Origin of the sequence: Nostoc sp. 'Peltigera membranacea cyanobiont' 232 (assembly GCF_002245985.1) — a bacterium.
Lineage (GTDB): Bacteria > Cyanobacteriota > Cyanobacteriia > Cyanobacteriales > Nostocaceae > Nostoc.
The window spans coordinates 1-22,904 of sequence record NZ_NOLK01000006.1; the positions used below are offsets into that span (position 1 = coordinate 1).

27 protein-coding genes and 2 pseudogenes are annotated in these 22,904 nt (G+C 42.1%); 7 read left to right on the plus strand and 22 right to left on the minus strand.

Annotated elements, in window-relative coordinates:
* Positions 1 to 65: 65 nt before the first annotated feature.
* The 6 genes from nifT to cysE form a co-directional block, all read right to left on the minus strand.
* On the minus strand, positions 66 to 269 hold the full coding sequence (gene nifT, locus CDG79_RS03265) for a putative nitrogen fixation protein NifT (RefSeq protein WP_094327371.1): 204 nt from the start codon (positions 267 to 269) through the stop codon (positions 66 to 68).
* A complete protein-coding gene (locus CDG79_RS03270) occupies positions 244 to 531 on the minus strand; it encodes a nitrogen fixation protein NifZ (protein ID WP_094327372.1) in 288 nt (95 codons plus the stop codon). The genes nifT and CDG79_RS03270 overlap by 26 nt, the downstream gene beginning before the upstream one ends.
* Complete coding sequence (gene nifV / locus CDG79_RS03275; protein ID WP_094340662.1) at positions 518 to 1,651, minus strand: homocitrate synthase; 1,134 nt, start codon at positions 1,649 to 1,651, stop codon at positions 518 to 520. Before nifV ends, CDG79_RS03270 begins: the two co-directional genes overlap by 14 nt.
* 371 nt (positions 1,652 to 2,022) lie before the next feature.
* Positions 2,023 to 2,220 (minus strand): DUF2949 domain-containing protein, encoded by a 198-nt coding sequence (locus tag CDG79_RS03280; RefSeq protein WP_094340663.1) that lies wholly within the window; start codon positions 2,218 to 2,220, stop codon positions 2,023 to 2,025.
* Positions 2,221 to 2,521: 301 nt separating this feature from the next.
* A complete protein-coding gene (locus tag CDG79_RS03285; RefSeq protein WP_094340664.1) occupies positions 2,522 to 2,788 on the minus strand; it encodes an Asr1405/Asl0597 family protein in 267 nt (88 codons plus the stop codon).
* 68 nt (positions 2,789 to 2,856) lie between these two features.
* Positions 2,857 to 3,612 carry a serine O-acetyltransferase gene (gene cysE / locus CDG79_RS03290; protein ID WP_094340665.1) on the minus strand — a complete coding sequence of 252 codons (756 nt, stop codon included), beginning with the start codon at positions 3,610 to 3,612 and terminating at the stop codon, positions 2,857 to 2,859.
* A 697-nt stretch (positions 3,613 to 4,309) separates the two neighbouring features.
* Between cysE and CDG79_RS03295 the strand changes: the two genes are divergently transcribed.
* The gene (locus CDG79_RS03295) at positions 4,310 to 5,656 is read left to right on the plus strand and encodes an NAD(P)/FAD-dependent oxidoreductase (protein WP_094340666.1); all 1,347 of its coding nucleotides are present in this window, start codon (positions 4,310 to 4,312) and stop codon (positions 5,654 to 5,656) included.
* Between the two features lie 21 nt (positions 5,657 to 5,677).
* On the opposite strand, the gene CDG79_RS44705 is transcribed toward CDG79_RS03295, so the two are convergent.
* The 5 genes and pseudogenes from CDG79_RS44705 to CDG79_RS42065 all read right to left on the minus strand — a co-directional run bounded on the left by CDG79_RS44705 (position 5,678) and on the right by CDG79_RS42065 (position 8,428).
* Positions 5,678 to 5,812, minus strand: coding sequence for a hypothetical protein (locus CDG79_RS44705; RefSeq protein WP_262985771.1), 135 nt, complete (start codon positions 5,810 to 5,812; stop codon positions 5,678 to 5,680).
* A 731-nt stretch (positions 5,813 to 6,543) separates the two neighbouring features.
* Positions 6,544 to 7,020, minus strand: a complete 477-nt coding sequence (locus tag CDG79_RS03305; RefSeq protein WP_094340667.1) for a hypothetical protein — start codon at positions 7,018 to 7,020, stop codon at positions 6,544 to 6,546.
* Between the two features lie 237 nt (positions 7,021 to 7,257).
* Positions 7,258 to 7,680, minus strand: a complete 423-nt coding sequence (locus tag CDG79_RS03310) for an HNH endonuclease (RefSeq protein WP_094340864.1) — start codon at positions 7,678 to 7,680, stop codon at positions 7,258 to 7,260.
* Positions 7,657 to 7,986: pseudogene (locus CDG79_RS45370) on the minus strand (NTPase); the annotation flags it as partial. The pseudogene CDG79_RS45370 and the gene CDG79_RS03310, both read right to left, overlap by 24 nt.
* 202 nt (positions 7,987 to 8,188) lie before the next feature.
* Positions 8,189 to 8,428 (minus strand): hypothetical protein, encoded by a 240-nt coding sequence (locus CDG79_RS42065; RefSeq protein ID WP_094340669.1) that lies wholly within the window; start codon positions 8,426 to 8,428, stop codon positions 8,189 to 8,191.
* Positions 8,429 to 8,779: 351 nt separating this feature from the next.
* Between CDG79_RS42065 and CDG79_RS03320 the strand changes: the two genes are divergently transcribed.
* Positions 8,780 to 10,651, plus strand: a complete 1,872-nt coding sequence (locus CDG79_RS03320; protein WP_223277996.1) for a PQQ-dependent sugar dehydrogenase — start codon at positions 8,780 to 8,782, stop codon at positions 10,649 to 10,651.
* A gap of 145 nt (positions 10,652 to 10,796) precedes the next feature.
* Here the strand turns inward: CDG79_RS03320 and CDG79_RS03325 are convergent.
* The 11 genes and pseudogenes from CDG79_RS03325 to CDG79_RS40675 all read right to left on the minus strand — a co-directional run.
* Positions 10,797 to 10,895: pseudogene (locus CDG79_RS03325) on the minus strand (zinc-binding dehydrogenase); the annotation flags it as partial.
* A gap of 282 nt (positions 10,896 to 11,177) precedes the next feature.
* On the minus strand, positions 11,178 to 11,600 hold the full coding sequence (locus CDG79_RS03330; RefSeq protein WP_094340672.1) for a hypothetical protein: 423 nt from the start codon (positions 11,598 to 11,600) through the stop codon (positions 11,178 to 11,180).
* 2 nt (positions 11,601 to 11,602) lie between these two features.
* Positions 11,603 to 11,941: a hypothetical protein gene (locus CDG79_RS03335; protein WP_094340867.1), complete on the minus strand. Its 339-nt coding sequence runs from the start codon at positions 11,939 to 11,941 to the stop codon at positions 11,603 to 11,605.
* A gap of 22 nt (positions 11,942 to 11,963) precedes the next feature.
* Entirely contained in the window at positions 11,964 to 12,791 is an 828-nt protein-coding gene (locus CDG79_RS03340; RefSeq protein ID WP_094340674.1) for a hypothetical protein, read from the minus strand.
* Complete coding sequence (locus tag CDG79_RS03345) at positions 12,766 to 14,325, minus strand: hypothetical protein (RefSeq protein WP_143855403.1); 1,560 nt, start codon at positions 14,323 to 14,325, stop codon at positions 12,766 to 12,768. Before CDG79_RS03345 ends, CDG79_RS03340 begins: the two co-directional genes overlap by 26 nt.
* On the minus strand, positions 14,325 to 15,116 hold the full coding sequence (locus CDG79_RS03350; protein ID WP_094340678.1) for a hypothetical protein: 792 nt from the start codon (positions 15,114 to 15,116) through the stop codon (positions 14,325 to 14,327). The genes CDG79_RS03345 and CDG79_RS03350 overlap by 1 nt, the downstream gene beginning before the upstream one ends.
* A gap of 4 nt (positions 15,117 to 15,120) precedes the next feature.
* Positions 15,121 to 15,936: a LamG domain-containing protein gene (locus tag CDG79_RS03355; RefSeq protein ID WP_094340681.1), complete on the minus strand. Its 816-nt coding sequence runs from the start codon at positions 15,934 to 15,936 to the stop codon at positions 15,121 to 15,123.
* A 6-nt stretch (positions 15,937 to 15,942) separates the two neighbouring features.
* The gene (locus CDG79_RS03360; RefSeq protein WP_094340684.1) at positions 15,943 to 16,689 is read right to left on the minus strand and encodes a hypothetical protein; all 747 of its coding nucleotides are present in this window, start codon (positions 16,687 to 16,689) and stop codon (positions 15,943 to 15,945) included.
* A 441-nt stretch (positions 16,690 to 17,130) separates the two neighbouring features.
* Complete coding sequence (locus CDG79_RS03365) at positions 17,131 to 17,796, minus strand: hypothetical protein (protein WP_143855404.1); 666 nt, start codon at positions 17,794 to 17,796, stop codon at positions 17,131 to 17,133.
* On the minus strand, positions 17,702 to 20,092 hold the full coding sequence (locus tag CDG79_RS03370; protein WP_094340688.1) for a DUF3854 domain-containing protein: 2,391 nt from the start codon (positions 20,090 to 20,092) through the stop codon (positions 17,702 to 17,704). The genes CDG79_RS03365 and CDG79_RS03370 overlap by 95 nt, the downstream gene beginning before the upstream one ends.
* Before the next feature lie 554 nt (positions 20,093 to 20,646).
* Positions 20,647 to 20,874, minus strand: coding sequence for a hypothetical protein (locus CDG79_RS40675; RefSeq protein WP_143855405.1), 228 nt, complete (start codon positions 20,872 to 20,874; stop codon positions 20,647 to 20,649).
* On the opposite strand from CDG79_RS40675, the gene CDG79_RS03375 reads away from it, so the two are divergent.
* The 5 genes from CDG79_RS03375 to CDG79_RS03390 all read left to right on the plus strand — a co-directional run bounded on the left by CDG79_RS03375 (position 20,866) and on the right by CDG79_RS03390 (position 22,904).
* The gene (locus CDG79_RS03375; RefSeq protein WP_143855406.1) at positions 20,866 to 21,549 is read left to right on the plus strand and encodes a hypothetical protein; all 684 of its coding nucleotides are present in this window, start codon (positions 20,866 to 20,868) and stop codon (positions 21,547 to 21,549) included. The genes CDG79_RS40675 and CDG79_RS03375 overlap by 9 nt on opposite strands.
* A gap of 271 nt (positions 21,550 to 21,820) precedes the next feature.
* Entirely contained in the window at positions 21,821 to 22,021 is a 201-nt protein-coding gene (locus tag CDG79_RS43355) for a hypothetical protein (RefSeq protein ID WP_094340693.1), read from the plus strand.
* A gap of 7 nt (positions 22,022 to 22,028) precedes the next feature.
* On the plus strand, positions 22,029 to 22,262 hold the full coding sequence (locus CDG79_RS40680; RefSeq protein ID WP_143855407.1) for a hypothetical protein: 234 nt from the start codon (positions 22,029 to 22,031) through the stop codon (positions 22,260 to 22,262).
* An 8-nt stretch (positions 22,263 to 22,270) separates the two neighbouring features.
* A complete protein-coding gene (locus CDG79_RS03385) occupies positions 22,271 to 22,570 on the plus strand; it encodes a hypothetical protein (protein WP_094340696.1) in 300 nt (99 codons plus the stop codon).
* Positions 22,554 to 22,904 carry a hypothetical protein gene (locus tag CDG79_RS03390; protein ID WP_094340699.1) on the plus strand — a complete coding sequence of 117 codons (351 nt, stop codon included), beginning with the start codon at positions 22,554 to 22,556 and terminating at the stop codon, positions 22,902 to 22,904. Before CDG79_RS03385 ends, CDG79_RS03390 begins: the two co-directional genes overlap by 17 nt.

Consider the following 22,904-nt stretch of genomic DNA (forward strand, 5'->3'; position numbering starts at 1 on the left):
CCAATTCCCAATTCCCAATTCCCAATTCCCAATTCCCAATTCCCAATCCCCAATCCCCAGCACCCCTACGCGAGGCGTTTAGCTTCTACTGTTTGAGGTAAATTTGCTGCATCTGGCAAATCACGAAATTCTAATTCCCAACCATTTGCTAGGGTGAGAATTTTGCCATCATTTCCATCGGTTTGTTTGACGACTTCTTCTTCAAGGTCTTTTTTAGCAACGTAGACTACTAAAGTACCGGCATCATTCATGCGTAGCATTACTTTCATGAGATTCCTCAACAGATTCTAGTTCTTTTTTCATACAGCCGACGACGAATCCTGTTTCCAAGAAATGCACAGCATATATATAGGAAGTCTGCAAATATGTTCCTATACTGGCTATGTAGCCGATATCTCCTTTGTTCACTAAAACTTGCCCAACTTCTTTACCAGGAAAGGTTCCATCGTTTTTGAGCAGTTTCCGAACTCTGACTTTTTCACCAATTTCAAAAGCAGGTGGCAAGTTGAGTTCTAATTCATCGCGTTGCATGAGAGTACCTCTGTTCTCTGACCAGATTCAATAGTTCTTCTGTCGTCAAGCTGCGTTTTTTCTGTACCGATTTATGGCGCACTGCGTCTAAAACAGATTGGGTTTCTTGGGAGTTCAAGAAAATTCCATGCTGTTCTAGCAAGTTTGAAACCAAATGCCGTCCAGAATGTTTACCTAATACTAAACGCCGCTCCCAACCCACCTCTTCAGGAGCAAATGGTTCGTAGGTAATGGGATTTTGCAATACCCCGTGAGCATGGATGCCAGATTCGTGAGCAAAAGTATTTTCGCCAACGATCGCTTTCCAGGGTGGTACATCTGCTCCTGATGCAGCTGCAACTAGTTGAGACAGTTCCAGCAAACCGGGAGTGTCGATGCCTAAATCAACGCCATAGATGCGTTTGATCGCCATGACAACTTCTTCTAAAGCTGCATTTCCTGCCCTTTCACCCAATCCGTTGACTGTGGTATTCACTGATAAGGCTCCGGCTTTGATACCCGCAAGGGCGTTGGCTGTTGCCATCCCAAAATCATTGTGGGTGTGGATTTCTAGGGGAATCATCAAAGCTGAAACCAGCCGTTTAACCTTGGTGTAGGTGGTGAAAGGGTCGAGAACTCCTACGGTGTCGCAGAAGCGGAACCGGGATGCACCCCATTCTTGGGCATAAAGCGCTACATCTAAGAGGAAGTTTTCATCAGCCCTGGAAGAATCTTCGCCGCCGACTGCTACCCAAAGACCTCGATCGACGGCGAAACTGATACAGTCTTTGAGTTTTTGCAAACTGACTCGCCATTGACCGTGGAATTTAGCGGCGATTTGGATACCAGAGACGGGAATAGCGATATGCACCCGGTTCAGTCCGCAAGCAATAGAAGCCTTAATATCTGAGATGACAGCGCGGTTCCAGCCGAGGAGTTTTGCTTGTAAACCCAAGTCAGAAATTGCGGCGATCGCCCGGGTTTCTTCATCACCCATTGCTGGTATACCGACTTCTAATTCGGGAATACCAATGGAATCAAGAAACTTAGCGATCGCAACCTTTTCTTCTAGGGTAAAAGCAACACCTGCTGCCTGTTCGCCATCACGTAGTGTAGTGTCATTAATTATGATTTGATTCATTGCAAATATCCCTCTCTTGGAAGTATTCTTAATATCCTTTCTCTCTACAATCCCCAGCGATGGCAAATGCTAAAAATATCACAATTCATAATGTAGGATACATGATCCTTAATTATTGACCTATTAGCAGCATCACATCTGTATGGCAGGGAACTAAAACAATGTATAATTTACTAATCGTTTTTACCGATGTCAGTTGAATTCGGTTCGAGTAGCAATGAACTAATGTAACTACTAGCAAACCCTGAACAAAGTAAAACACAGAATCCAGCAATTAAGGATGTAATCATCTTAGTAACCTCAGATTTTCTAGAGCATTGGTATGTACTTTAGGCAGGTAATGAGACTCAGAAGTACAGAGGACAAATTCGCTAACTGTGTTCTGCTAGCCAATCAAAAATTTTTCCTAGCTGCTCCAAATCAACTAAACCATACTGCCAAAGGAGCATCGGTAGTGGGCCATTTTCTAATTCGCGGTGTCGCAGAGCTACAGCAATATCAGCATTTGAAAGTTCAAGTTCGTTTTGCAAAAAATTGAGGAGTTTTATATCTCTGTTCCGAGTCGCCATAAATGATTGAACTTTCAATTTATTAATTGGGGAAAAACTTAAAAATCAGAAATTCCAATTTTTAATTGTTGCTATATGTCAGGAGAATTTCAGATTTAGGAGAAGAAACAAAATCTAAGTTCCATCTAATCCATCTCAGTCTGCAACAAATTCTGCTAGCATGCAGTAGCTTCAAACTCTAAAGCTATTTGCGCTTTGTGCATCTATGAACAAAAAGGAGAAAGTGCAGTGATTTCGTCATGAATTCAAGATTAATGTTGTCTTGAACAGACGCGATTAAGAGACGCGATGAATCGCGTCTCTACCGATTGCTGTAATTCCAGCAACGCTCTAGCCACTCTAATAATTCCTGACGAGAACCAAGAAGTTGCATAACTGTACTGCGAATTAGAATCGCTTCTAGCAAATTGTTCACTTGCACTCGTAAAGAACCATCGGGGGGACAGGAACTCTTAATTTTTAACTCTTGCAATCGGTGATAGATTCCCCAGCGATCGCTCAAAGGTATCTGCAAAACTTGATCGTCTAAAGGATCGGAATTAAGTTGTGAGGCGTTTAATTTTCTCATTTTGGGAAAGTGAGGGGGTAGATGAGGGGGATGAGGGAGAATAATTACTAACTCTTGTACAGACGCGATTAATCGCGTCTCCTAACTCCTGGCTCTTGTCTTAAAGCTTGTAGTTGTTTTTCGAGTTCTTCAACGCGCGAGAGCAAAGAACGAATCACGGTTGCTTCCATATCGGGGAGCTTTCCATGTTCTAAAGGAGAAAGGCTGGCGTTTTGATTCCGAGAAATAATTCGACCGGGAACGCCCACAACTGTGCGATCGCTGGGGATATCTCGCAAGACAACGGAACCTGCGCCAATACGGACGCGATCGCCAATTTGCAGATTACCCAAAACTTTCGCACCCGCCCCAATCACTGCATTTTTGCCCACTGTGGGATGACGCTTACCTGTTTCTTTACCAGTTCCGCCAAGGGTAACGCCCTGGTAAATCAGTGTAAAGTCGCCCACGATCGCAGTTTCGCCAATCACAACACCCATTCCGTGGTCGATAAACACGCCCTGGCCAATCTCTGCACCTGGGTGAATTTCAATTCCCGTTAAAAATCTCCCCAAGTGGGAAATGAAACGGGGGATAAAACCGACTCCTCGACCATGTAACCAGTGAGCAAGACGATGCAAACAGAGTGCGTGCAATCCGGGGTAGCAAAACACCACCTCTAGCCAATTCCGGGCTGCGGGATCGCGCTCAAAAATAATGCGAAAATCACTCAATAATGGCTCAAAAAAAACGCCTGAGAGTAAATTTTTCAGCATGGATCTATGTGCAGAATCCTGCATTTTGGTACTGGGGGGATCGCTAATACTGTCTAAAGACTCTTGCATCGGTAATGTCTATCTGGTAAATGAGTCATCTGCTATTTTTATGCTTATATCAGGTGACTTATAACTCGATACCAAACCCAATGCTGATTGGATTTATTGGATTGATTAAAGTTGTACTCAAACGCCAAAACCCCGACTTAACATAAAGTTAAAATTTGTCTGGGGTTAGGGGCGCTAGTATTTAACGATAGGGGTACTAGTATTTTTAGGGCAGGGGTTAAGAATTTTTGTTCGCGCTACAAGAAACTTTACCCGTAAGTCTTTGCTAAGATTTCGTCAAGATATTTTGCAATATATTAAGCTGTACTCAGATGCACTCAAATATGATTTATATCGGGCTATAAATACATTTTTGTATATGCTACTACTATTAGTATCCTATTATTTGGTTGGGCGAAAGACGGGTTTCTTTATTTTCTTTTAGGATTTGCTGTCTGTATGCAGATATACGTTTCAAAATATAGTTATAGCTCATAGTGAATATCTTATTATATAGATGTGTTGGGAAAGTATTTCAACTCGGCAAGCAGTTATGTTTGCCGAGTTGCAGAATATATATTTTGACATGGCTGGAAACTAACTTTGAATACTTTCATTATTTTTTCAATTGTTCTAAATAAACAGCAAGCTATATCATAATGCTGTTACATATTCGTTAAGAATAGTTACAAATTCTTAACCCAAGGAAATATTTTTTATGTCAGTTTCACTTGAAAATAATGCACCACATCAGGTTGTTATTGTTGGTGGTGGTTTTGGTGGACTGTATGCAGCAAAGGGTCTGAATGCAGCGAATGTAAATGTTACTCTCATTGATAAACGTAACTTTCACCTATTTCAGCCACTTTTATATCAAGTTGCCACAGGTACGCTATCACCTTCTGATATTTCCGCACCATTGCGATCTGTATTTAGCAAAAGCAAGAATACAAAGGTGTTGTTGGGAGAAGTAAATGAGATTGATCCAAAAGCACAACAAGTTATTTTGGGCGATGAAATAGTACCTTATGATACATTAATTGTCGCCACAGGTGCTAACCATTCCTATTTTGGTAAAGATCACTGGGAAAAAGTTGCTCCTGGTTTGAAAACTGTGGAAGATGCGATAGAAATGCGTCGCCGGATATTTGGCGCATTTGAAGCAGCAGAAAAAGAAACCGATCCTGAAAAACGGCGTGCTTTCTTGAATTTTGTGATTGTAGGGGGTGGCCCGACTGGTGTAGAATTAGCAGGTGCGATCGCAGAATTGGCATACAAAACTCTCAAAGAAGATTTCCGCAGCATCGACACCTCAGAAACGAAAATTTTGCTATTACAAGGGGGCCCTCGCATCCTCCCACACATGGTGCCAGAGTTATCGGCATCAGCAGCAGTATCTTTGCAAACGTTGGGTGTAGAACTCCACACTCACACCAGGGTGACAAATATTGAAGGTGATATTGTTACTTTCAAGCAAGGCAATGAATTTACAGAAATTGCCTCAAAAACTATATTGTGGGCAGCAGGTGTTCAAGGTTCCCCAATGGGGAAAGTCTTAGCAGAAACTACAGGTGTAGAGCGCGATTACTCTGGGCGGGTAATTGTAGAACCTGACTTGTCTATCGAGGGTTATGACAACATTTTCGTAATTGGAGATTTAGCCAACTTCTCCCATCAAGATGCTAAACCTTTACCTGGTGTTGCACCCGTAGCTAAACAACAAGGAGAGTATGTAGGTAAACTAATTCAACGACGGCTTAAAGGTAAGACTTTGCCACAATTTCATTACAACGATGTGGGTAGTTTGGCGATGATTGGGCAAAATTTAGCTGTTGTAGATTTAAGCTTAATCAAACTCACAGGTTTCATTGCTTGGGCATTTTGGCTACTAGTCCACATCTACTTCTTAATCGAGTTTGACACTAAATTACTAGTAGTATTTCAGTGGGCGTGGAATTATATCACTCGTAATCGTCGCTCTAGATTGATTACAGGCCGAGAAGCTTTTGTAGAAGCAAAAACTGTTAATGATAGGGTGCAAGAGCCTTCTGTGACACCTCTGTAATTTCAGGTATCACAGCATTAGTCAACGATGGGATAAGAGGCTATTGAAGTAATGAGTGCCGTGTGGTGGTAAATCTTGGGCGAACATTGCTGTTCCAGGAAAAGAATATGGGGATGAGATACCGCCCTCAGCAATTTTGGCAATTTGGCATTTCATGACTTCGAGTTGCAGTTTTAATGGAGATATCAACACAACGGGACAGTGAAGAAGTTGTACGATTGGATAAGGTAAAACTTTCCGCTTCTGGTGTCCCAGCTATGCCAGTTGTCAAATGAGTGCTGTAGAATAGCTCTACATAATTGATACAGCGCTCAACAGGGTTCAGTTCCCGCTCTACAACTGGCTAGAAATCAACAAAACCAAATATAGCGGTTCTCATTTTGATGCAATACACTTTGACCTCACTCCAAACCTCTCTCCTAAAAGGAGAGAGGCTTTGAATTTTACTCCCCAACGCTAGGCTGTTGACTTTGATTTAATTTAGGGTTTTTTGGTTCATGTTATTTTTGTGTCATTGCGAGCGAAGCGAAGCAATCCCAGGCGATTGCTTCGCTTCGCTCGCAATGACATATATTCTACATGACTTTTTAACTCCTAAAAAGGCATAGAGTCAACAGCCTACCCCAACGCTACAAGGGCTGGGGGTTAGGTCTGTATTGTATGTACTTAAGAGAGAAACTCTATAATTGCTTCTGAGTCAATTAATGGAGTTCAAAGACTCATTAATGGAGTTCAAAGACTCATTAATGGAGTTCAAAGGCTCATTAATGGAGTTCAAAGACTCATTAATGGAGTTCAAAGACTCATTAATGGAGTTCAAAGACTCATTAATGGAGTTCAAAGGCTCATTAATGGAGTTCAAAGACTCATTAATGGAGTTCAAAGACTCAAGAACCAGATACAGCTTTAGTCGGTCTACCTTTGATAGCTTTAAAACGTTCGCCCAACTGTTCAGCGACGATTTTTAAGCCTGGAGTCTTTTTCGATGCAGTCTTCACGTAATCATAAACAGTCAAACTGCTAGTCATAGCTTCACTACCGACTGCCATTAGAGTATCATCTACCTGTTCGGCGAGTTGCTGCATTGAAATCAAAACTTCGGTGAGCGCAGTGGCTAATTGATAATCTCGGACAAGTTCTTCAACGTCAAAAGTGGCTGGAAGAATTTCGCGGTTAGACTGAGCAGCAGTGACGCTATTGTTTACAAAAGCTAGGCTTTTATCGCCCATTTTTACCAACTTGCGTCGTTCTTCAGTGCTAAGAGTGACTAAAAAGGGCATCTTTTGTTGGATTTTTTGTAGCGCGGCTTTGATTTCTTGAATATCTTGTGGGGAAAGGGCGGCTGCAATATTTTGATAAGCCATTGTATATTTACCTTGGGAGTTCTAATGGCGAAGTAGCAATAGTTGCTAAGTATAGAATTCCCATTGGTGGATGCGATCGCACATTTTGTTATGATTCTTAGTTTAGTAGGGTGTGAAAGCATTGCGTAACGCACACAATACAACTGGCTAATTGATTATCCCGAACAATTTCTTCAAGCGATGTCTACGACGGGCTTCTCTACGAGACGCTACGCGAACGCCTACGCCCATCATAACTTATTTATTTATCTGTTTTAGCGCCGATGCTGAGGGATACTGACCAGATGCAATCAAAGCTTGTCGTTCTATAATGCGATCGTCACTGTTAAAATCTAGAATGCGTGCGGTGACTTCACCAATGTCTGTTTGATGTTGAATCACAGCCTCATCTAGCCGAAAATGCTCGCCCCAAAAGTCTCTGCGTGGGTTAAAAAACCGCACAAGTTCACCAGTTTGCCAATTAATTGACCCCAAATCCGTGCCTTTTTGCAGGTTACAGAAGATACAGGCATAGCAGAGATTATCTGCTGTTGTAGCGCCGCCGTGTTTGACACTGATTATATGGTCAACTTGACAGCTTAAGCCCTCTACTTCTGGATATAAACAATACTCGCATAGATGGGCGATAGCTTGATTGTCATTTTTAAAGGCATTTCCCAAAACTTCTTTGACTTCTTGATTTTTGATAAATTGCTTTAGTGGCTGTGTATACTTTTTGATTTCATCATCAGAAAGTCCTCCACCTTTTAAATCTTCCTGCACCAGTTGCAAAAATTCCTTTAAGGCTTTACCAGCAGCAATTTCTATGTCTTCCTTCTTAAGTTTCTTTAAAATCTTGCCAGGGATGCCTTTTAATAAATCTTTAGCCCAATCTTTAGCAGCATCCTTGGCTAAGTCTTCCAGAATGGGTTTAAAAATCAACCCGGTGGCCTGAGTTACACCCCACATAGCTAACGATTCCAGCATAATACTCGCTTCTGTTGAGAGTTTGATTACGAGTATATCCACTAGCTTGAGTAATGTTTCCAGATTTCAGGGCGATTGCAGAAATATCTGGCGCGATCGCACTTAACCCCACATCCCGCCAGAGAATTTATTCCCTGGCTAATAGCTTAACTCCACCTCAGTGGACTAAAACCTTTGTTCAGTCTTCTAAAGAAGACTTGAGCTATGATCCGGGGAATTCATTCCCCGGCGGTTGTTGGGACTTGCAATCAACTAGAAACTGCGTTAGCGATCGCGCACCGTTCCGTAGGAAAGCTCGCCGCAGGTATCGCAATTTTCCCCACTGCACATTCACTTCACTCTTGCTATAACCATAAGCCGCCGCTAATTCTACTAAGGGATATGTGCAATAAATAACTACAAAAATTCGATCGGGTTCAATCAATTCCCTGAGAAAAACCAAGTCTTAACACTTACACTTTTTTAAACCCCAACCTAGCTTTTTGACAAGTAATAAATGCTGTTAATCCAATCTATGCAATGGTTTTGGAGCTAAGTATGGTATGATAGCTCCGGTAAGTTTGAGGATTGTTTTGATTTGAAAGAGCGATCGCTCTGCCTTTATTTGTAACTCTCGGTTCACTCATTTTTTGATGAGGAAAAAAAAATACGAGTATATAAATATATCTAACGAAGTATTCTCAAAAACTTGCACCCCTTAGTAAGGTTTGTTCTAGCTCTCGGAAAAATCGGCTAGCCGAGAATTAGGTGTAATATACATCACGACCACGCTAGAGGGAAGTTGAAAATAATTATGTTTGCTTTAAACCCAACACAGATGCTCGGACGCATACTATCCGCATCACTAGTTAGTCTCATGTCCTTAGAATTTGTTCCCACCGCAGCCTTTGCCAGTCCGCCTGCTGCGTCTGTTGACACCCAGATCAAAGTGCCTAGTACAATGACCTCTTCGCCTTTTAATGCTAACCGTTACTTAAAAGTGCCCCCCAACTTCTCCATATCTGTTTATGCTCGCATTCAGAATGCTCGCTTTATGGCAGTTGCTCCCAATGGGGATCTTCTAGTGTCACAGCCCAATACGGGTAAAGTGTTAATTGTCCGGTCAAATGGCAGCAAAGACCCTATTATTTCTGACTTTGCGACGGGTCTACGCAGGCCACACGACATTGTGTTTCATCAGATTGATAACACCACATACGTTTATATCTCCGAGACTAATCAAATTAACCGCTTCATCTACAACTCTGGAGACTTAACCGCAAAAAATCGTCAAATCATTATAACTGGCTTACCAGATAGCAGCACATCAGAACTCAAAGGCGCTTATGGTCACGAACTGAAAAATATTGCCCTTGATGGCAATCACAAACTGTATGTGTCCATCGCTTCCACATGCAATGCCTGCAAGGAAGATACTGTCAGTAACCCAAAGCGTGGTGCAATTTACCAGTACGACGCTAATGGAACTAATCAGCGACTTTTTGCCCAAGGTTTACGTAATGCCGAAGGGTTAGCATTCTTACCCGGCACAAATGACCTTTGGGTAGTTGTTAATAATCGAGATAACATCGCCTATCCCTTCAACGATAGCACTGGTAATTACGGTAAAGTTATCCCTTCCTACGTAGACAACCACCCACCAGAGGAGTTCACAAGAGTCCGAGATGGCGGTAACTACGGTTGGCCATTCTGTAACCCCAATCCTGATACATTAAATGGCTTCAACAACATGCCCTTTGACCGCGACTATCAGTTCAATGCTAATGGAGATGTTAATTGCAATGCAATAGACAGGATTGACAAGGGTATCCCAGCCCATTCGGCTCCCTTGGGACTATCATTCTTACAAAATACCAACTTTCCCAGCCTGTACTCAAGTGGGGCAGTAGTGGGGCTGCATGGTTCATGGAATCGGGAGAAGAAAACGGGCTACAAAATAGCTTACTTTCCGTGGAACAGTACAACAAAGACACTAGAAGAGGAGATAGATTTAGTCAGTGGTTGGCTAGTTCCAGCAACACAAGAAGTCTGGGGGCGGCCTGTGGATATGGTAGTCGATCGGCAAGGTAATTTGTTAATTTCAGATGACTACAGTGGCACTATCTACAAGCTCGCTTACAATGCCCCCTCTACACCGTCATCAGAGGTTAAGGTCTACACAGAACCTAATTTTGCTGGAGTTTCCCAGTCTTTTCCCACAACTCCAGGAGTATACAAAGCCAATAAAGGTGACTTAAATGTTGTGGGGAATGACACTATTAGCTCATTAAGTGTACCACCAGGTACGGTAGTACGTGTATGCCAAAATGAAACTGGTGGTCTATGCCGTGAGTTCGGTGCTGGTGATTATAAATCCCTGGGAGACGTGGATAACATCATCTCGTTTATAGAAGTTAATCCGTCATCAGGGGTTAAGGTCTACACAGAACCTAATTTTGCTGGAGTTTCCCAGACTTTTCCGACAACTCCAGGAGTATACAAAGCCAATGAAGGTGACTTAAATGTTGTGGGGAATGACACTATTAGCTCATTAAGTGTACCACCAGGTACGGTAGTACGTGTATGCCAAAATGAAACTGGTGGTCGATGCCGTGAGTTCGGTGCTGGTGATTATAAATCTCTGGGAGACGTGGATAACATCATCTCGTTTATAGAGGTCAAGTAGCACCACTCGCTGAATTTTGGATTTTGGATTTTAGTGAAGCAGCTAGCTGGCCTTCTCCCCAAGGAAGAAGCTAGCGCCTTATCTACGAGATGCTCTGCGTTGGCAAAGCCTCTCGTAGATAAGGGTTTCCCCCATTGTCCTCCAATCAACTAGAAACTGCGATCGCAATTTTCCCCGCTGCCCGCCCAGTCTCGCTATAACTATGAGCCGCCGCTAGTTCTTGTAAGGGATATGTGCGATCGATCGGTTTATTTCCATCGGATCTAAGAGTTAATTGCCATCTGCCAGTTCTTTGACCAGAATCAATGATTTCCAATACCTCAATGATGTGCGGCATTACTTTTGTGGTTGTGGCTGTTCACCTGCTGCCGGCTGCTGCACTAGATAGCCAAGAATAGCCGTAGCAATGCCTCCAATAGTTCAGGCAATGGAGTGATTGATTAGCCCAGTGCTGCCGAGTAGAGATGAACCGCCTGCAATTAAGCCAATAATCGTAGAAAGCGTGTTGAGTGTTGATTTAGACATTTTATTCTTGCTCCGTATCTTCTTCGTATTCTCGAATTACAAAAGAACTATCCTTTTGTAAAAACCGCTGAACATCCCTTGTATAAAAGAGAAGCCTTTTAAACTTGTGCGTGATTTTCTGATCGAGTTGCCCAAGCAACATTTGAATTACGTCTTTTCGATTCACATAATCTTGAATATGTAAATCTAAAGTCCTTTCTAGCTGACGAATCTTTTCAGCATTCCGAGCGTGTTCTTTCATCGCTTCTTCAATTTGGGTAATTGAATAGGATATCTTATTCATCTTGCTGATAATCTGGACAGCGCCACCAGCAACGATAAAAACACTAACTACTATTCCTAAAAAAATGCCTGTACTTTCTAGAGTTACCGTTATTCCCGGACTAGAAGAAGTAACAGCAATGGTTGACCGTGTAGTAGTCATTGTTATTGATTATCTGCGAATTCCCATATTTTAAAAGTGCAATCTTGAAAGTATTTCGGCACTTCAAACGAAACTTGATAATCACTCGGAAAGCGTAAAAATTTAATGATTGCTGGTGTGTAAAGAGAGACAAAGCGTGATTCTCCAAGTGCCAACCCTAAAGAAAATGGTACGGGAACAGCTTGATGCAAGTATCCTGCTTTATACCAATTTGGTTTAGCCGTAGCGCTAAATACTTGAACTGCTACAACTGATGATGAAAAAAGGTGGGAAGGTTCAAAAGCCGCTATTGGTTGAATGATTAGCCCGCCTGATATTGTTGCGTTTTTAGTAGAATCCATAATTAGATTCCACTTTGCTGGATCAGAAAATTCGCCCACTAGAATTCCCCATAACAACAGTAACAAGTTTCTTCTGGTAAATATAGGAATCTAAAGCACCTGCCACAACGTATCCAGCTTCTGTACAAGCCATCCCAAATTCTTGATAAGCTTGGTCAACAAATGCTTTAGTTTTTTTACCTTGGATTGAGTCGATATTCTCCTGGATTTTTTGGGATAGAATAAATGGTTTGCTTCGTGCTTCTAATTCTTTTTTGATTTTATCTTCATTAGCACCTGCCGCTTTTAAGCGATTTTTTAAGTCGTCATCACTGCCTCTGAAAGCTCTTCTAATGCTGCCATACAGCCACAAGAAACCTGCATTTAAAAGCAGTCTAGAGCTTTGATAAATAATTGTTGAATATTCGGTTGCTAGTTGCTCCAAAAGTTCCTCTGTTATTTTTGGTGCGATTGCTTCAAAAACTTCTGGGCTAATTACAAGAATTCCTAAAGTAGGTAAAGCACCACAGGCAAGATATCCAAGCGTCTTTCCTGCTGCCTGCCCTAATAGTCCTGCAATAGTTAGAAAGCTGTTGTCAATTTGTGCCTGAATTTCTGTATCAGTAATATTGAAATTAAAATTTACTATAAAGCTAGTCGCCACAACTATTGCAGTCCAAATAGAAGTGAATGTCCAAGTTATAGCTTGAGATATTTTGGAAAATAAATCTTTTAGTAGCGATTGTGCAACCGTTGTGAGAAATCCAAAGAATCCTCCTTCACCAGAAGCCGCACTTGAAATCACTCTTCTACCATTGGGAACTGCTGCGGAGCGAATTCCCCTGCTAGTTAGGTTTATTATCGATGGCATCGTAGACCTTTTCTATGTTTGTAATAAACGTTTTTACTTGGTCGGTTATGTTACCAGTTTCTCCTAGTAATCCCAATAAATCATTTTTTATTGTGCTGGCAATTTTTTGTTTATTCCCACTAGTGCGCCTGTAATTTACAGCTCTAATTATTGCAGCAGCTTGCAAGAGAGATTGCATTGATGCTGTTAGGGTTTCTTTCTGTTCATAAGTCAATACCGAGACATCTTGTTCTGATTCTTTCAAGAATTTATCAAATGATTTTTCTCCAACAGTAAAGCTCAATGGCATTTTTTGAAACTGAGAAGTGGTGTGGAATCCTACATAGTCTATGAGTGCATTTAAAGCACTGTAGGTTTTAAATTCACTTTGCTTAATTTGTCCCGATTCTATTAATGTCCGATTGACAATATTCAAAATTAACTCATTGTTAATATTAGATTGAATCATCATTGAGAACATTTCAGCAATTGATTCCGCCAGATTTGGTAATCTGATAGTTTCTTTCTGCTTACCTTCTTTGCTTAAATCTGCGTCGTCTACATCAATAGTGATTTCAAATTCGCCTACAGTTTCGTCAAGCCTTTCTGCGAACCAGCCAATAAATTCTGTGAGGCTTTCAACCTTTTTGAGTTGTGCTGGCTGCACTCCATTTTTTGTCAAGTAACTTGTTGGAACATCGGCTGGTAAGGAGCCAATTCTTTTAAGTACTAACTTCAGTAATGCATCATTATTTTGTTGTCCCGGACAACACATACATTTACGATCCTTCTTTTTTGGTGGTGGTGGTGGTGAATAGATAATTGGTGACGGTATACAAGAACCAGTACTTATATTTACAATTTGCCAAGGTGCGTTAACGTAATTTCCATTGAATTGATACAAGGGAAAGTGCGGGATAATAACACCGTTAGATGCTTTTAGCGTGGCATCAGAATAAAGTATTGCAGTAGCATAAAGGAGATAGGATACACCATTTAATCCCAAATATCGCACTGTTATTGTCGATGAAAACCCTGAAGATGGAACATAGTGAAATTTAGTATTAGAGGGAGTATAGATGTTATCAAGTCCACCCCCGTCCTGCGTTGTACCATTCGGAAAAGGTGTCTGTCCACCATCTACAAAATACTCAAATTTGTCAGCCCCTCCTATTAGCTTACCGTTGCTTTCTATAAACGAAAAAACTATCGATTGATTGCAACCATTAGGGGAAACGTTGAAACTATTAGGTGCTGCGTTAGGCGGTGATTGGGGTTTAATTTCTGGGCTGCAAAGTGGATTACGAAGCGAATATTGTATCCTTGGGTAATTTACGAGTACGCTATCTTGCGGTTCATAGTCGAATGAAAAATTACAGCTATCAAACTTTACATTGCCATTGAAGTAGAAGTCTGTAAAAGTGTTGTATCTTACTAAATTCTGTGGTTGAAATACACTTGTTATTGGCTTTGGGCTGTTTGGTGCTTTATTCGTTATTCGTACTTTTGGTGGGTCAGGTAATCCCCTGAAAACGTCGGGGAAGAAACTCACCACTATACAAACTCCCTAACATCTATTGCAGTGCTGCCACTTGCTACCACTGCATAATAATTACCTGTGTAGATAGGGCTTGGCGCTTCGTAATAATCCCCAGGCTGGTTATCAGTAGTAGCTTCAAGCTTTACCATGTAGCTTGTGGTGCTAACAGTTGGAACAGTATCAAGATAAACATCTTTATCGCTACTATTAAAGAATGTCAATCCTTTTCTATTAGCATTGCTGGTTACTATCGTTGATGCAATAGTCGTAACATTATTTGCAATTTTCGAGGAAGTATCCACTAACTTTTCAATAGTTATGTGACGTGTTAAATCAGCAAATGCTGTTACTTTATCTTGCCCGGAAAGCAAACCATAACCCACGTCTCTTATTTGCAATCCCAACATTGCATTATCACCAAGTGGATGATTACCAAGTGTATATTCTCGATAGGGATAAGGTGATGGATTGAGTAGTGAATATGCTGCAATCCGTTGCCAATCAGCATTATTGATGTTTAGAGTTACGTCCATTTGAATTCTTGGGGAATTCCATTCTAAATTGATAGCTGCTAGCAATTGTTTGCTTTCACTATCTTCAAGTTCAAATACGGGGAAAGGCACAGCCGTTAGACTATAAATCCAGCTTACTGCCAAGAGATTTTCTATCTCCAGATACTCGTTAATTAGTCTATAGCCTAATTTGGTGTAAGGAACGTAGTTAAAAATGGGAACGACACTATTACCAGAAATTTGGTCTAGTGTCACGGCTATTTTTTGTTTAATAGTTAAATTCTCTAGTGTCATCTTTCTAATTAGTTGGTAATTTTCCTGGTGGAGTAAAGTTCTCGGTGTAGAGGCAACGCTTAGTAATTCTAAAATCGTCTATTTTCCCGATCCACTTTTCCGATGGCGAGTCCGGTGCCTGCCCTATATACATATTTGATGAGGTAGTTCGTATTGATGATCCGGAAGTAGTAACGCCAGCACTTACCCCATTTCCATAAAAGGTAAATACGTTGGTACTCCGACAAATGGCAATATGTGACCATGTGTTCATCGCAGGCTTAAAAGAACTGTTTAAGCTTATTTCATTGGCATTGTTAGCAAAAAAACTAATTTTACCTATGTCTTGAGGATGGTAAGTATTTAAACTCCAAGATTGATCCGAAGCATAGTTATTTCTATGCACAGCAATATTTCTTACTTGTGCCGAAAATGTTGGATACACCCAGCATTCTATCGTAAAGTCGCCATTCCCCAATTCAAAATCTGTAGTATTGGCGATCGATAAGTAACTATCCCCATCAAGATTTAAGCTTCCAGTTCCATTTTTGTATTGAGTCGTGTCTATAGTCGGCGTGCCTGTTGCTGTAACACTATGTCCTTTTATGTCGTTAATATTTCCGTCAAATGGTAGGAGTAGCACCACGTCATTAAAGTAGGTGTCACCACTGCCACCGCCCCCGTTTCCAACACCGCTTAACCCGGACAAGAAATTAGTTTTAGTAATCTTATAGGGGTCTCCTGTGGGAGTAAATAAAATTAGATAGTCATCATCGTCCGCCGCCGTTTTTATCAGTTCAGGAATCGTTATTCCCGCTTTAATTGCTTTAGTTAGTGGCATATTTATCTATTGTTGTGGGATTCCCCTAACTCGGAGAGCTTCAATAATAATCGCTCTGGCATTGGAAGGTTCTTTACTAACCCAAAGGGGAATTTTTTTAGTTCGGCTACGCTTGAAATCTCCCGACAGAGTTGCATTAAATCCTGAATATTCTCGACTCTCCTCAACTACTACCTTTTCAAAATTTAGAACGCTAAAAAACGCCGGATATACCCGCGTAGTTTCCTTATACATTCTTTGGTTTTCTGCCCGTCTGCCTTCCTTTTTTTCTTCAGCTACGGTCAATGTCAGAATTTTTGCAGTTGAAAATGCTGCTAGGGAACGCAACATATTTGCAGCTATTTCATCGCTACCGCCATAGACTTGCATCTGTCTGCCATTGCTTAAATTTGCAGTGGCACGAAATCTACCCCATGTGTAGCCTTCTGCACCTCCGCAAGCATTTTTAATCGTCAGCCAATCTAGTTTGGCTCTATTGGCATCGGGGATGTTGTATGTTGCCCTTACAAATCTAAATCCTTGTCTCTCTTGAAAAGGTGGTTGCTGAAAATTGAAAAAGAATACGCTCAACTTAATTGTTTCTGCTTTGGCCCTGACGTAATCTTCTACTGGGGAACCTACAAAATCCCCGATATCTCTATTTTCAATTAAAGTTCTATTTGCAATTGCTTGTGAAACAACGGATTTGTAATTAGTTCTATTTACCGCTAAGACTATTTTCTCTCTACCAGCTAATACGATTTCGCCTGCCATTTATTTGGCTACACATTTAAGGGGGATAATCTAGTTTTACTCCCCTTCAATATTTCCGTAAATGTTCCACTTTTATGTAAAAGCAGCACATCTCAGTGTTCCATAAGCCTTAACCAGAGAGAATTACAGCAATGCTACTTATGTATGCAACAAAAATATACCTGTTTAACCTTCATGGAAGGTAAAACCGGAACTTAGGATTAAGGGTTAGTTTTTAAAAACAGTACTTATTCGTAGTTAATTTTTATTGCAAATAGGAAAAAAATCGCCTTTGACTTATCCCTTCAGGGCGAATACCCTGAAGTTGATATATTCAAAGTTTTACCGCGATCGCTCACAAAGCTCACAAGGCGATCGCTTTTCATTGGGCATTGAGCATCGGGTATTGAGTGCGATGCCTGGGCGTAGCTGGCTTTTGAGCAGGGGTACGAACACTCGCTCCTACATCTCCTCAAACTCTCCAAGATGAGAAGTTACGATCGTGTTCTTCGGAGTTGTGAAGATGAAATGGGTAGTAGATGGGGGATTGGGCACACTCTTGAGAATGCAATCATTAATCCACTCGTAATCGTTATCGCCTAAAATTCTGACTTTGAACTTACAAGCTGAATTTTCAATCTTGGAACTGAAGTGCTGTATTACTCTCTCTTCCCACTTTTTAATGACACCGCATTCTTTGGCCACTCTGGGCAGCAGCCTTTGATCTGGATCTGCCTTGATACTCTTGGTTAATATCTGCCGGTCTGGGGTTTGAAATTCAAACCAGATTTTGCTGTCACCAGTTCCAAGACGGTGATACGGTTCAGCGTTGACGCTAACCTTCCCAAAGCGTGTTTCGATTTTAAAGACGGTGGGATTAACTTTGACTATTTGATAATAGCGGCACTTTTCCGGTCGAGTGGCAGTGCTATCGACACGATCATCGATGACAGCTAAGGGGTTATCTCCCACGATCGGAAAGTGAACTTCAATTTCAGAATTTTCCTCTATAAAAGTTGGGGTTAATTCAACGCTACCCGTCACCTGACCCGGCACCTGACCCGTCACCTGACCCGTCACCTGACCCGCCACCTGACCCGTCACCTGACCCGCCACCTGACCCGCCACCCGTCACCCGTTCCATTAGTAAGTAGTCGTATGCTGGTATTTCGTTATCTAAGATACTCCTTAACCGTATTCCCTTAATATATCTGCCAGTTTTGGTATGGTGTTTCAGTACCGGCCATTTCAGGATTGTGTGGCAAAGTTCTATTAAATCTGGGGTGAAAACCTTGCTACTCTTGGGAGAATCGCCAGAAGCTTGGCAATGGCGGATATAAGAGCCGAACAAGGTTTGAACCTGTTCACCGTTTGCACCCTCATTTCTGTCATTCCCGATCGCAGTCAGAGCGTTGACATCATAGATAACTTTGTCGTTGATCCAGGCTGCTACAGAATCGCCCTTCATTTGGTTGTTCCAGAATTCCAAGGTACATTCTGGAATTTCTTTCTTGCCTCTGAGGACTGCGGTAACGCGATCGTCACTAATTGAGAGCAAGTAGTTGGTGAATGCCGCTAATTCTGGCTCAAATACCGTAGATAGCTGTTGGCGCTTGGCTTCGGGAACAGTGTTGTTACACGGGACGGTTATGGTTCGACGTTTGGCGCGGCGGCTGCTGCCACCACTAAAAACGGGGAAATTTGAAACCACCAAGGTCATACCTTGGTAATCAAAGTTGAAAGATTTCTGCCTCTTCTCCTCAGCCCTAACTTGGTCTTCACCAGTCAAGCTGAGGAATCTGCCTATGGTTCCCCTGTAAGGATCTTCGTCGGGGAATATCACCAGCCGCTTACCAAAAGCGTTCGCTCCCTCGAATTGGTTTGTACACCAGATGGGAAGATTGGTTACTAAGACGTTTTGCTTACCAATCAATTCAGTGAGCAGCCGGGTGAATGTCCCTTTACCTGTTCCGCCCAATCCAATCAGGTGAAGAAATTTCTGTAAGTCGTACCGTCCTTTGATGACGGCGTTGCAGTAACAAATTAGCAATTCTTTGATATCAGCATTACCAGCCGCAAGGTGTTCTAGGAATGTGTTGATATTTTCCCAGCTTCCACCTTCGTCCGAATAATCTCTTGGCAGACACCAAGTCAGCCGATACTGAGGTGAATGTAGTAATAATTTACCTGTATTAACTTCTGCTACACCGTTCAAAAAGGGGAGAAAATCGCGTGATGAGACTTGGTTCCACTGGCGTTCAATGAGTTCGTGGCGGAGTATTTTGACTACACCAGTCACATAATCAGGCCCAAAATTGTAAGCGCCTTCGTTGCCGAGAATCTTATAAACAATTGATTCCACGTATTCCGGCGATTCATTAGACCAAACGCCATCGAAATCAGCCGCGTATCTACGCCACTGTTTTGTTTCATTATCAAATGCCAGCAGTTGGCGGTAATCTTCGGCTATTTTTTTCGCCATCTGGTCAGGGGGCGGGTTTTTGTGTTTCTGTTCCTTGGAGTCCGATGTACTGTTGGGGTGAAATTGTTTCTCCAATCTTGCGATCGCACGATTGTAAGCTGAGTCAAAAGCCCCAAATCCTTTATTTACCATTAGATCATCTACTCCTTTGCCATCTTCCGATGACCAGACAATATCTTCTCTGTAGGTCTTAAATCCATCCCTGTCTAGGACATTCCCTAAATCTCGTTTGGCAGCGTTAACCTTGTGTCTAGTTTTTTCTTTGCTGTCACGGTCTAGGGCAAATAGCCAAATAGCATCTTCCTGGTTAAATCGTTTCAAGTCGGGAATTAATTTCTCTCTGCCACCGCAGGTACAGCCATAGAGAGTTAGCGGGACGTAACCCTGAGAGAACATAGCTAATCCCTTTTTACCGCCTTCGCCGATGATTCGGGGGATGGGAGAAGTTTCAAGCCATTCCCAGAAACTGCCATCTGTGGGTATTTCTGCCGCATACCGGGAAGCAATGCGTTTTCTGGTAGATGGGGGAACGGGAGGAAGATAGACACGATCGCCATTGCCGTTGGGTGCTAAATAACTGTAGGGTCGCTGACGATCTTCGTCCCAGAGGGAGACAATAGCTTGCCAAACTGTGCCGTCTTCGTTCATGAAAAAAGCGGCGTACATTGGCTCTTTGACTTGTTGGGTAAATCGGGTAAACGTCCAATTTAATGCTTCATGAATGGGGGTAGTAACTTCACCTCCGTAGTCAAATTCTTGGTCTTCATGAAATTCGATGCAGTGTTTAAATAGCTCTGAATCAATGCCACTGCCATCTATAAATAAGGTTTCAATGAATTCTTTAAACTCGTTAAATGATTGGAATCTATTTCTTGGATTAACCTGCTGATATTCAGCACTTAACGCCGGAGATGCTTGCTGTGAGAGAGTTGTGTTAATCATTTCTCCCTCCAATTGTGCTATAATTGAATAAATTATTTTGTTTTTTTTGTTGAGCAGTGTTATGACACTTGCTCACTTTTTTTATGTTTTTATACATGGGTCTTTCGTTCCTAATTGTTACTATTTAGTGTCTGAAGGTGAAGGCAGAGATTTTAGGTGCTGAAAAATATTGCGGAATTCTGTATCAGGAATAAAAGCTTTTTCTCCGTATGTCTGAGTTAAGTATTCTCTGTATCGTTTGCCAGTCCAGTTCAATCTTTCTAGTTCAGCATTTATAGCGGTTATCGATTGGATGAGAACACCAAAGTCCTTGCTGTCAAATCATTTCAGCAAAGTTTTTGTATCTCACTGAACTGCACACCGCTATATTTGGTTTAATAGCTTAGGCAGTTCATTGCTTGATATTTTCATAGAATTTTTGCCTGTATTCATCGGTGACGGGTCGGTGACGGGTGAGGTGACGGGTCAGAATCATTGCTGTGTAAGGTGGTGACGGGTCAAGTCATTATTAGCCAATTTTTTAGGCAACTGCGATCGCACTTTCAAGTTCGGTTTTAAAACGGGTCGATCGCAATTTCGAGGCAGTCATTAATCCACTGGCTAATCTCGCTAACGCTAGAAATTGAATTAGCTGATTGCCGCAGGGCTGCTAGCTCATCGGGGAATCCTCCTGTGGCATCCCAGCAAGGGGCATTGATGTAATGCTGGCAATATTCGGCTATAAGGCTGATGTTATTGGCAGAAAGGGCAATTTTAAAGCCATCGACACCGCAATGGGCCACGACCTCAAAACCCTAGAGGAGCTTGTAGAACTGCGCGGAGAAGGGGGAGATAACGCGATCGCAGGTCGTGAGAGATTCCTAATTGCTGAGGAATTCCCGATTTTGGTGGATGAATGCGATAATTCCACCCACTGGATAAAACGCCACGCCAAGCGGGGACGGCGATACAAACAGTTCATTTGTGCCCTGGCCCAAAACGACACCGCAGAGAATTATGGCTTGCAGGGTGACAAAGACACCCTTTACAGCTGCTTTGTTTTGGTGCGCTTGGGACAGTTTGGGCGCGACTACGCCAGGACTAAACTTAAAGATCCTCAACTAGAGCAATGGCTAAAGGCGGGTGGCAAAAGGCGGTTTATGGTCGATGACTGCCCTTGTGAGCTTGACCTAAGCAACTGGGGAGCGACTGCGATCGCGCAGCCGGAAAACTCCGGCGGGGGAGAAAAGGAACTGCGATCGACTCAAGACCTGAATGAATATGAGCAATTTATCCTTACTTGGGGGCAAGAGCATCCAGGTGAGCTTTTGAAAGCGCGGATAGTTCAGCAACGCTGCAACATGCTCAAGAAAGATGACCCAGAGAACATCAGGATTTTCTTTCAGTCCCTAGCTGATAGGGGATTGGGGGAAGTGGAGGGAAATGGCGATCGCCTCGGCTGGAGGTGGTCAAAGTAATGTCTACAGTTTGCCTACAGTCCGTCTACAGGCTGTAGGCAAAGCTTTATAAGCTAATTAGTTAGTAACACGCTAATACCGCGAATGCATTAATGGCGCTCGACAACTCTTCAACAGACCATCAATAGATTGCCTACACCGTCTACAATTTTTCGCCCCAAAAATTGGGCTGTAGATGGCTAAAATACCCGCTAGCAAAGGTTTTCAGGAACTGTAGATAGATTTTTAAAATTACCAAAAATTTAACTTTTTTAAAGGAGTTGATTTACAAATGGAAGCCGAAAAATATTGTGTAGTAAAACAGTGTCACTGTGACGAGGAAGGAGAACAGATTTGCAAAAATTACATTGTCTTGCTTAGTTCTCTTCATCAATCCGAGACACCAATTTTTGTTGGTAATTCATGGTGGGAATGCCATGAATATTTGCATCCAGGATACTTAGAAACCTTAAAAAATCCAAACAATTTTTAACTGTGCAATGGCTGATCTAAATTGTCCAGAATGCGACTCTAAGCGGACACGTTATAGCCCGAAGGATGGTTGGTGGGAGTGTTTAGATTGCGGTCGCCTATGGGGATACGACAAGACCCAGACGACTGACGACTATCCAGAGAACTGCCCTGAATGCTGGGGGACAGGAAAAATCTATCTTTATGTAAACGATGCCCACCCAAGCAAATGTAGTCTGTGTGACGGCACTGGTTCTATTTAATACTTGATATGAATTATCTCACTTATCACGACCTAGAAAAAGAAAACAAGCACGGTTTTTCTGCTGGTGAATCACTACTAACTGAAGAATCGTTGGTAGTCCGCGAGATGATTGTACCTGGGATGTTTGACTATCCAGATATGTACGTAAGACACGTTCATCTGATCTTTGGAACAGAGGAGTACCTAATTATCAGCATGACTGATTATGAATTGGATGAAGTCAAGAGACTAGAGATATGTGCTGGTGCTGTGAAGTTTTTAAAGCAAAGAAGCCAAAGAAACGGATGCGATGAAAAATACTGCTAAGTACTCAAAAGCCTGCCAAAGGCTAACCTTCCCACATCAAACTCAGGATGAGCTTTACGCTGAACTAAACCGATTAGGTTGGTACTGGCAGGCAGATAAAAAGGAATGGGAACGAGATGATACCCCAGCCCAGTCAGCGACTAAACTCATTAAAATTCGAGTCTGGGCGGCTAAAGAAATCGTAGAAGATGCAGCAGAACTATTTTCAGAAACTGCCGAAAGTAACGGGTTGAGATTAATAGAAAAATCCTCGCCTTACCCTTGCCGTCCACCTAAACAGCTAGAAAGCAGAATTTACCTCGTTTTTGAAGACATTACCAAAGATGAAAAATAA

Excerpts from the sequence above, each read along its gene's own strand:
- CDG79_RS03360 (WP_094340684.1), bottom strand. The coding sequence starts at position 16,689 with ATGGCAGGCGAAATCGTATTAGCTGGTAGAGAGAAAATAGTCTTAGCG.
- CDG79_RS03320 (WP_223277996.1), top strand. The coding sequence starts at position 8,780 with ATGTTTGCTTTAAACCCAACACAGATGCTCGGACGCATACTATCCGCA.
- CDG79_RS03385 (WP_094340696.1), top strand. The coding sequence starts at position 22,271 with ATGAATTATCTCACTTATCACGACCTAGAAAAAGAAAACAAGCACGGT.
- CDG79_RS03280 (WP_094340663.1), bottom strand. The coding sequence starts at position 2,220 with ATGGCGACTCGGAACAGAGATATAAAACTCCTCAATTTTTTGCAAAAC.
- CDG79_RS43355 (WP_094340693.1), top strand. The coding sequence starts at position 21,821 with ATGGAAGCCGAAAAATATTGTGTAGTAAAACAGTGTCACTGTGACGAG.
- CDG79_RS03375 (WP_143855406.1), top strand. The coding sequence starts at position 20,866 with ATGGGCCACGACCTCAAAACCCTAGAGGAGCTTGTAGAACTGCGCGGA.
- CDG79_RS03340 (WP_094340674.1), bottom strand. The coding sequence starts at position 12,791 with ATGCCATCGATAATAAACCTAACTAGCAGGGGAATTCGCTCCGCAGCA.
- CDG79_RS03305 (WP_094340667.1), bottom strand. The coding sequence starts at position 7,020 with ATGGCTTATCAAAATATTGCAGCCGCCCTTTCCCCACAAGATATTCAA.
- CDG79_RS03295 (WP_094340666.1), top strand. The coding sequence starts at position 4,310 with ATGTCAGTTTCACTTGAAAATAATGCACCACATCAGGTTGTTATTGTT.
- CDG79_RS03370 (WP_094340688.1), bottom strand. The coding sequence starts at position 20,092 with ATGATTAACACAACTCTCTCACAGCAAGCATCTCCGGCGTTAAGTGCT.
- CDG79_RS03285 (WP_094340664.1), bottom strand. The coding sequence starts at position 2,788 with ATGAGAAAATTAAACGCCTCACAACTTAATTCCGATCCTTTAGACGAT.
- CDG79_RS03270 (WP_094327372.1), bottom strand. The coding sequence starts at position 531 with ATGCAACGCGATGAATTAGAACTCAACTTGCCACCTGCTTTTGAAATT.
- nifT (WP_094327371.1), bottom strand. The coding sequence starts at position 269 with ATGAAAGTAATGCTACGCATGAATGATGCCGGTACTTTAGTAGTCTAC.
- nifV (WP_094340662.1), bottom strand. The coding sequence starts at position 1,651 with ATGAATCAAATCATAATTAATGACACTACACTACGTGATGGCGAACAG.
- CDG79_RS03355 (WP_094340681.1), bottom strand. The coding sequence starts at position 15,936 with ATGCCACTAACTAAAGCAATTAAAGCGGGAATAACGATTCCTGAACTG.
- CDG79_RS03330 (WP_094340672.1), bottom strand. The coding sequence starts at position 11,600 with ATGACTACTACACGGTCAACCATTGCTGTTACTTCTTCTAGTCCGGGA.
- CDG79_RS03350 (WP_094340678.1), bottom strand. The coding sequence starts at position 15,116 with ATGACACTAGAGAATTTAACTATTAAACAAAAAATAGCCGTGACACTA.
- CDG79_RS03390 (WP_094340699.1), top strand. The coding sequence starts at position 22,554 with ATGAAAAATACTGCTAAGTACTCAAAAGCCTGCCAAAGGCTAACCTTC.
- CDG79_RS44705 (WP_262985771.1), bottom strand. The coding sequence starts at position 5,812 with ATGAAATGCCAAATTGCCAAAATTGCTGAGGGCGGTATCTCATCCCCA.
- CDG79_RS40680 (WP_143855407.1), top strand. The coding sequence starts at position 22,029 with ATGGCTGATCTAAATTGTCCAGAATGCGACTCTAAGCGGACACGTTAT.
- CDG79_RS03335 (WP_094340867.1), bottom strand. The coding sequence starts at position 11,941 with ATGGATTCTACTAAAAACGCAACAATATCAGGCGGGCTAATCATTCAA.
- cysE (WP_094340665.1), bottom strand. The coding sequence starts at position 3,612 with ATGCAAGAGTCTTTAGACAGTATTAGCGATCCCCCCAGTACCAAAATG.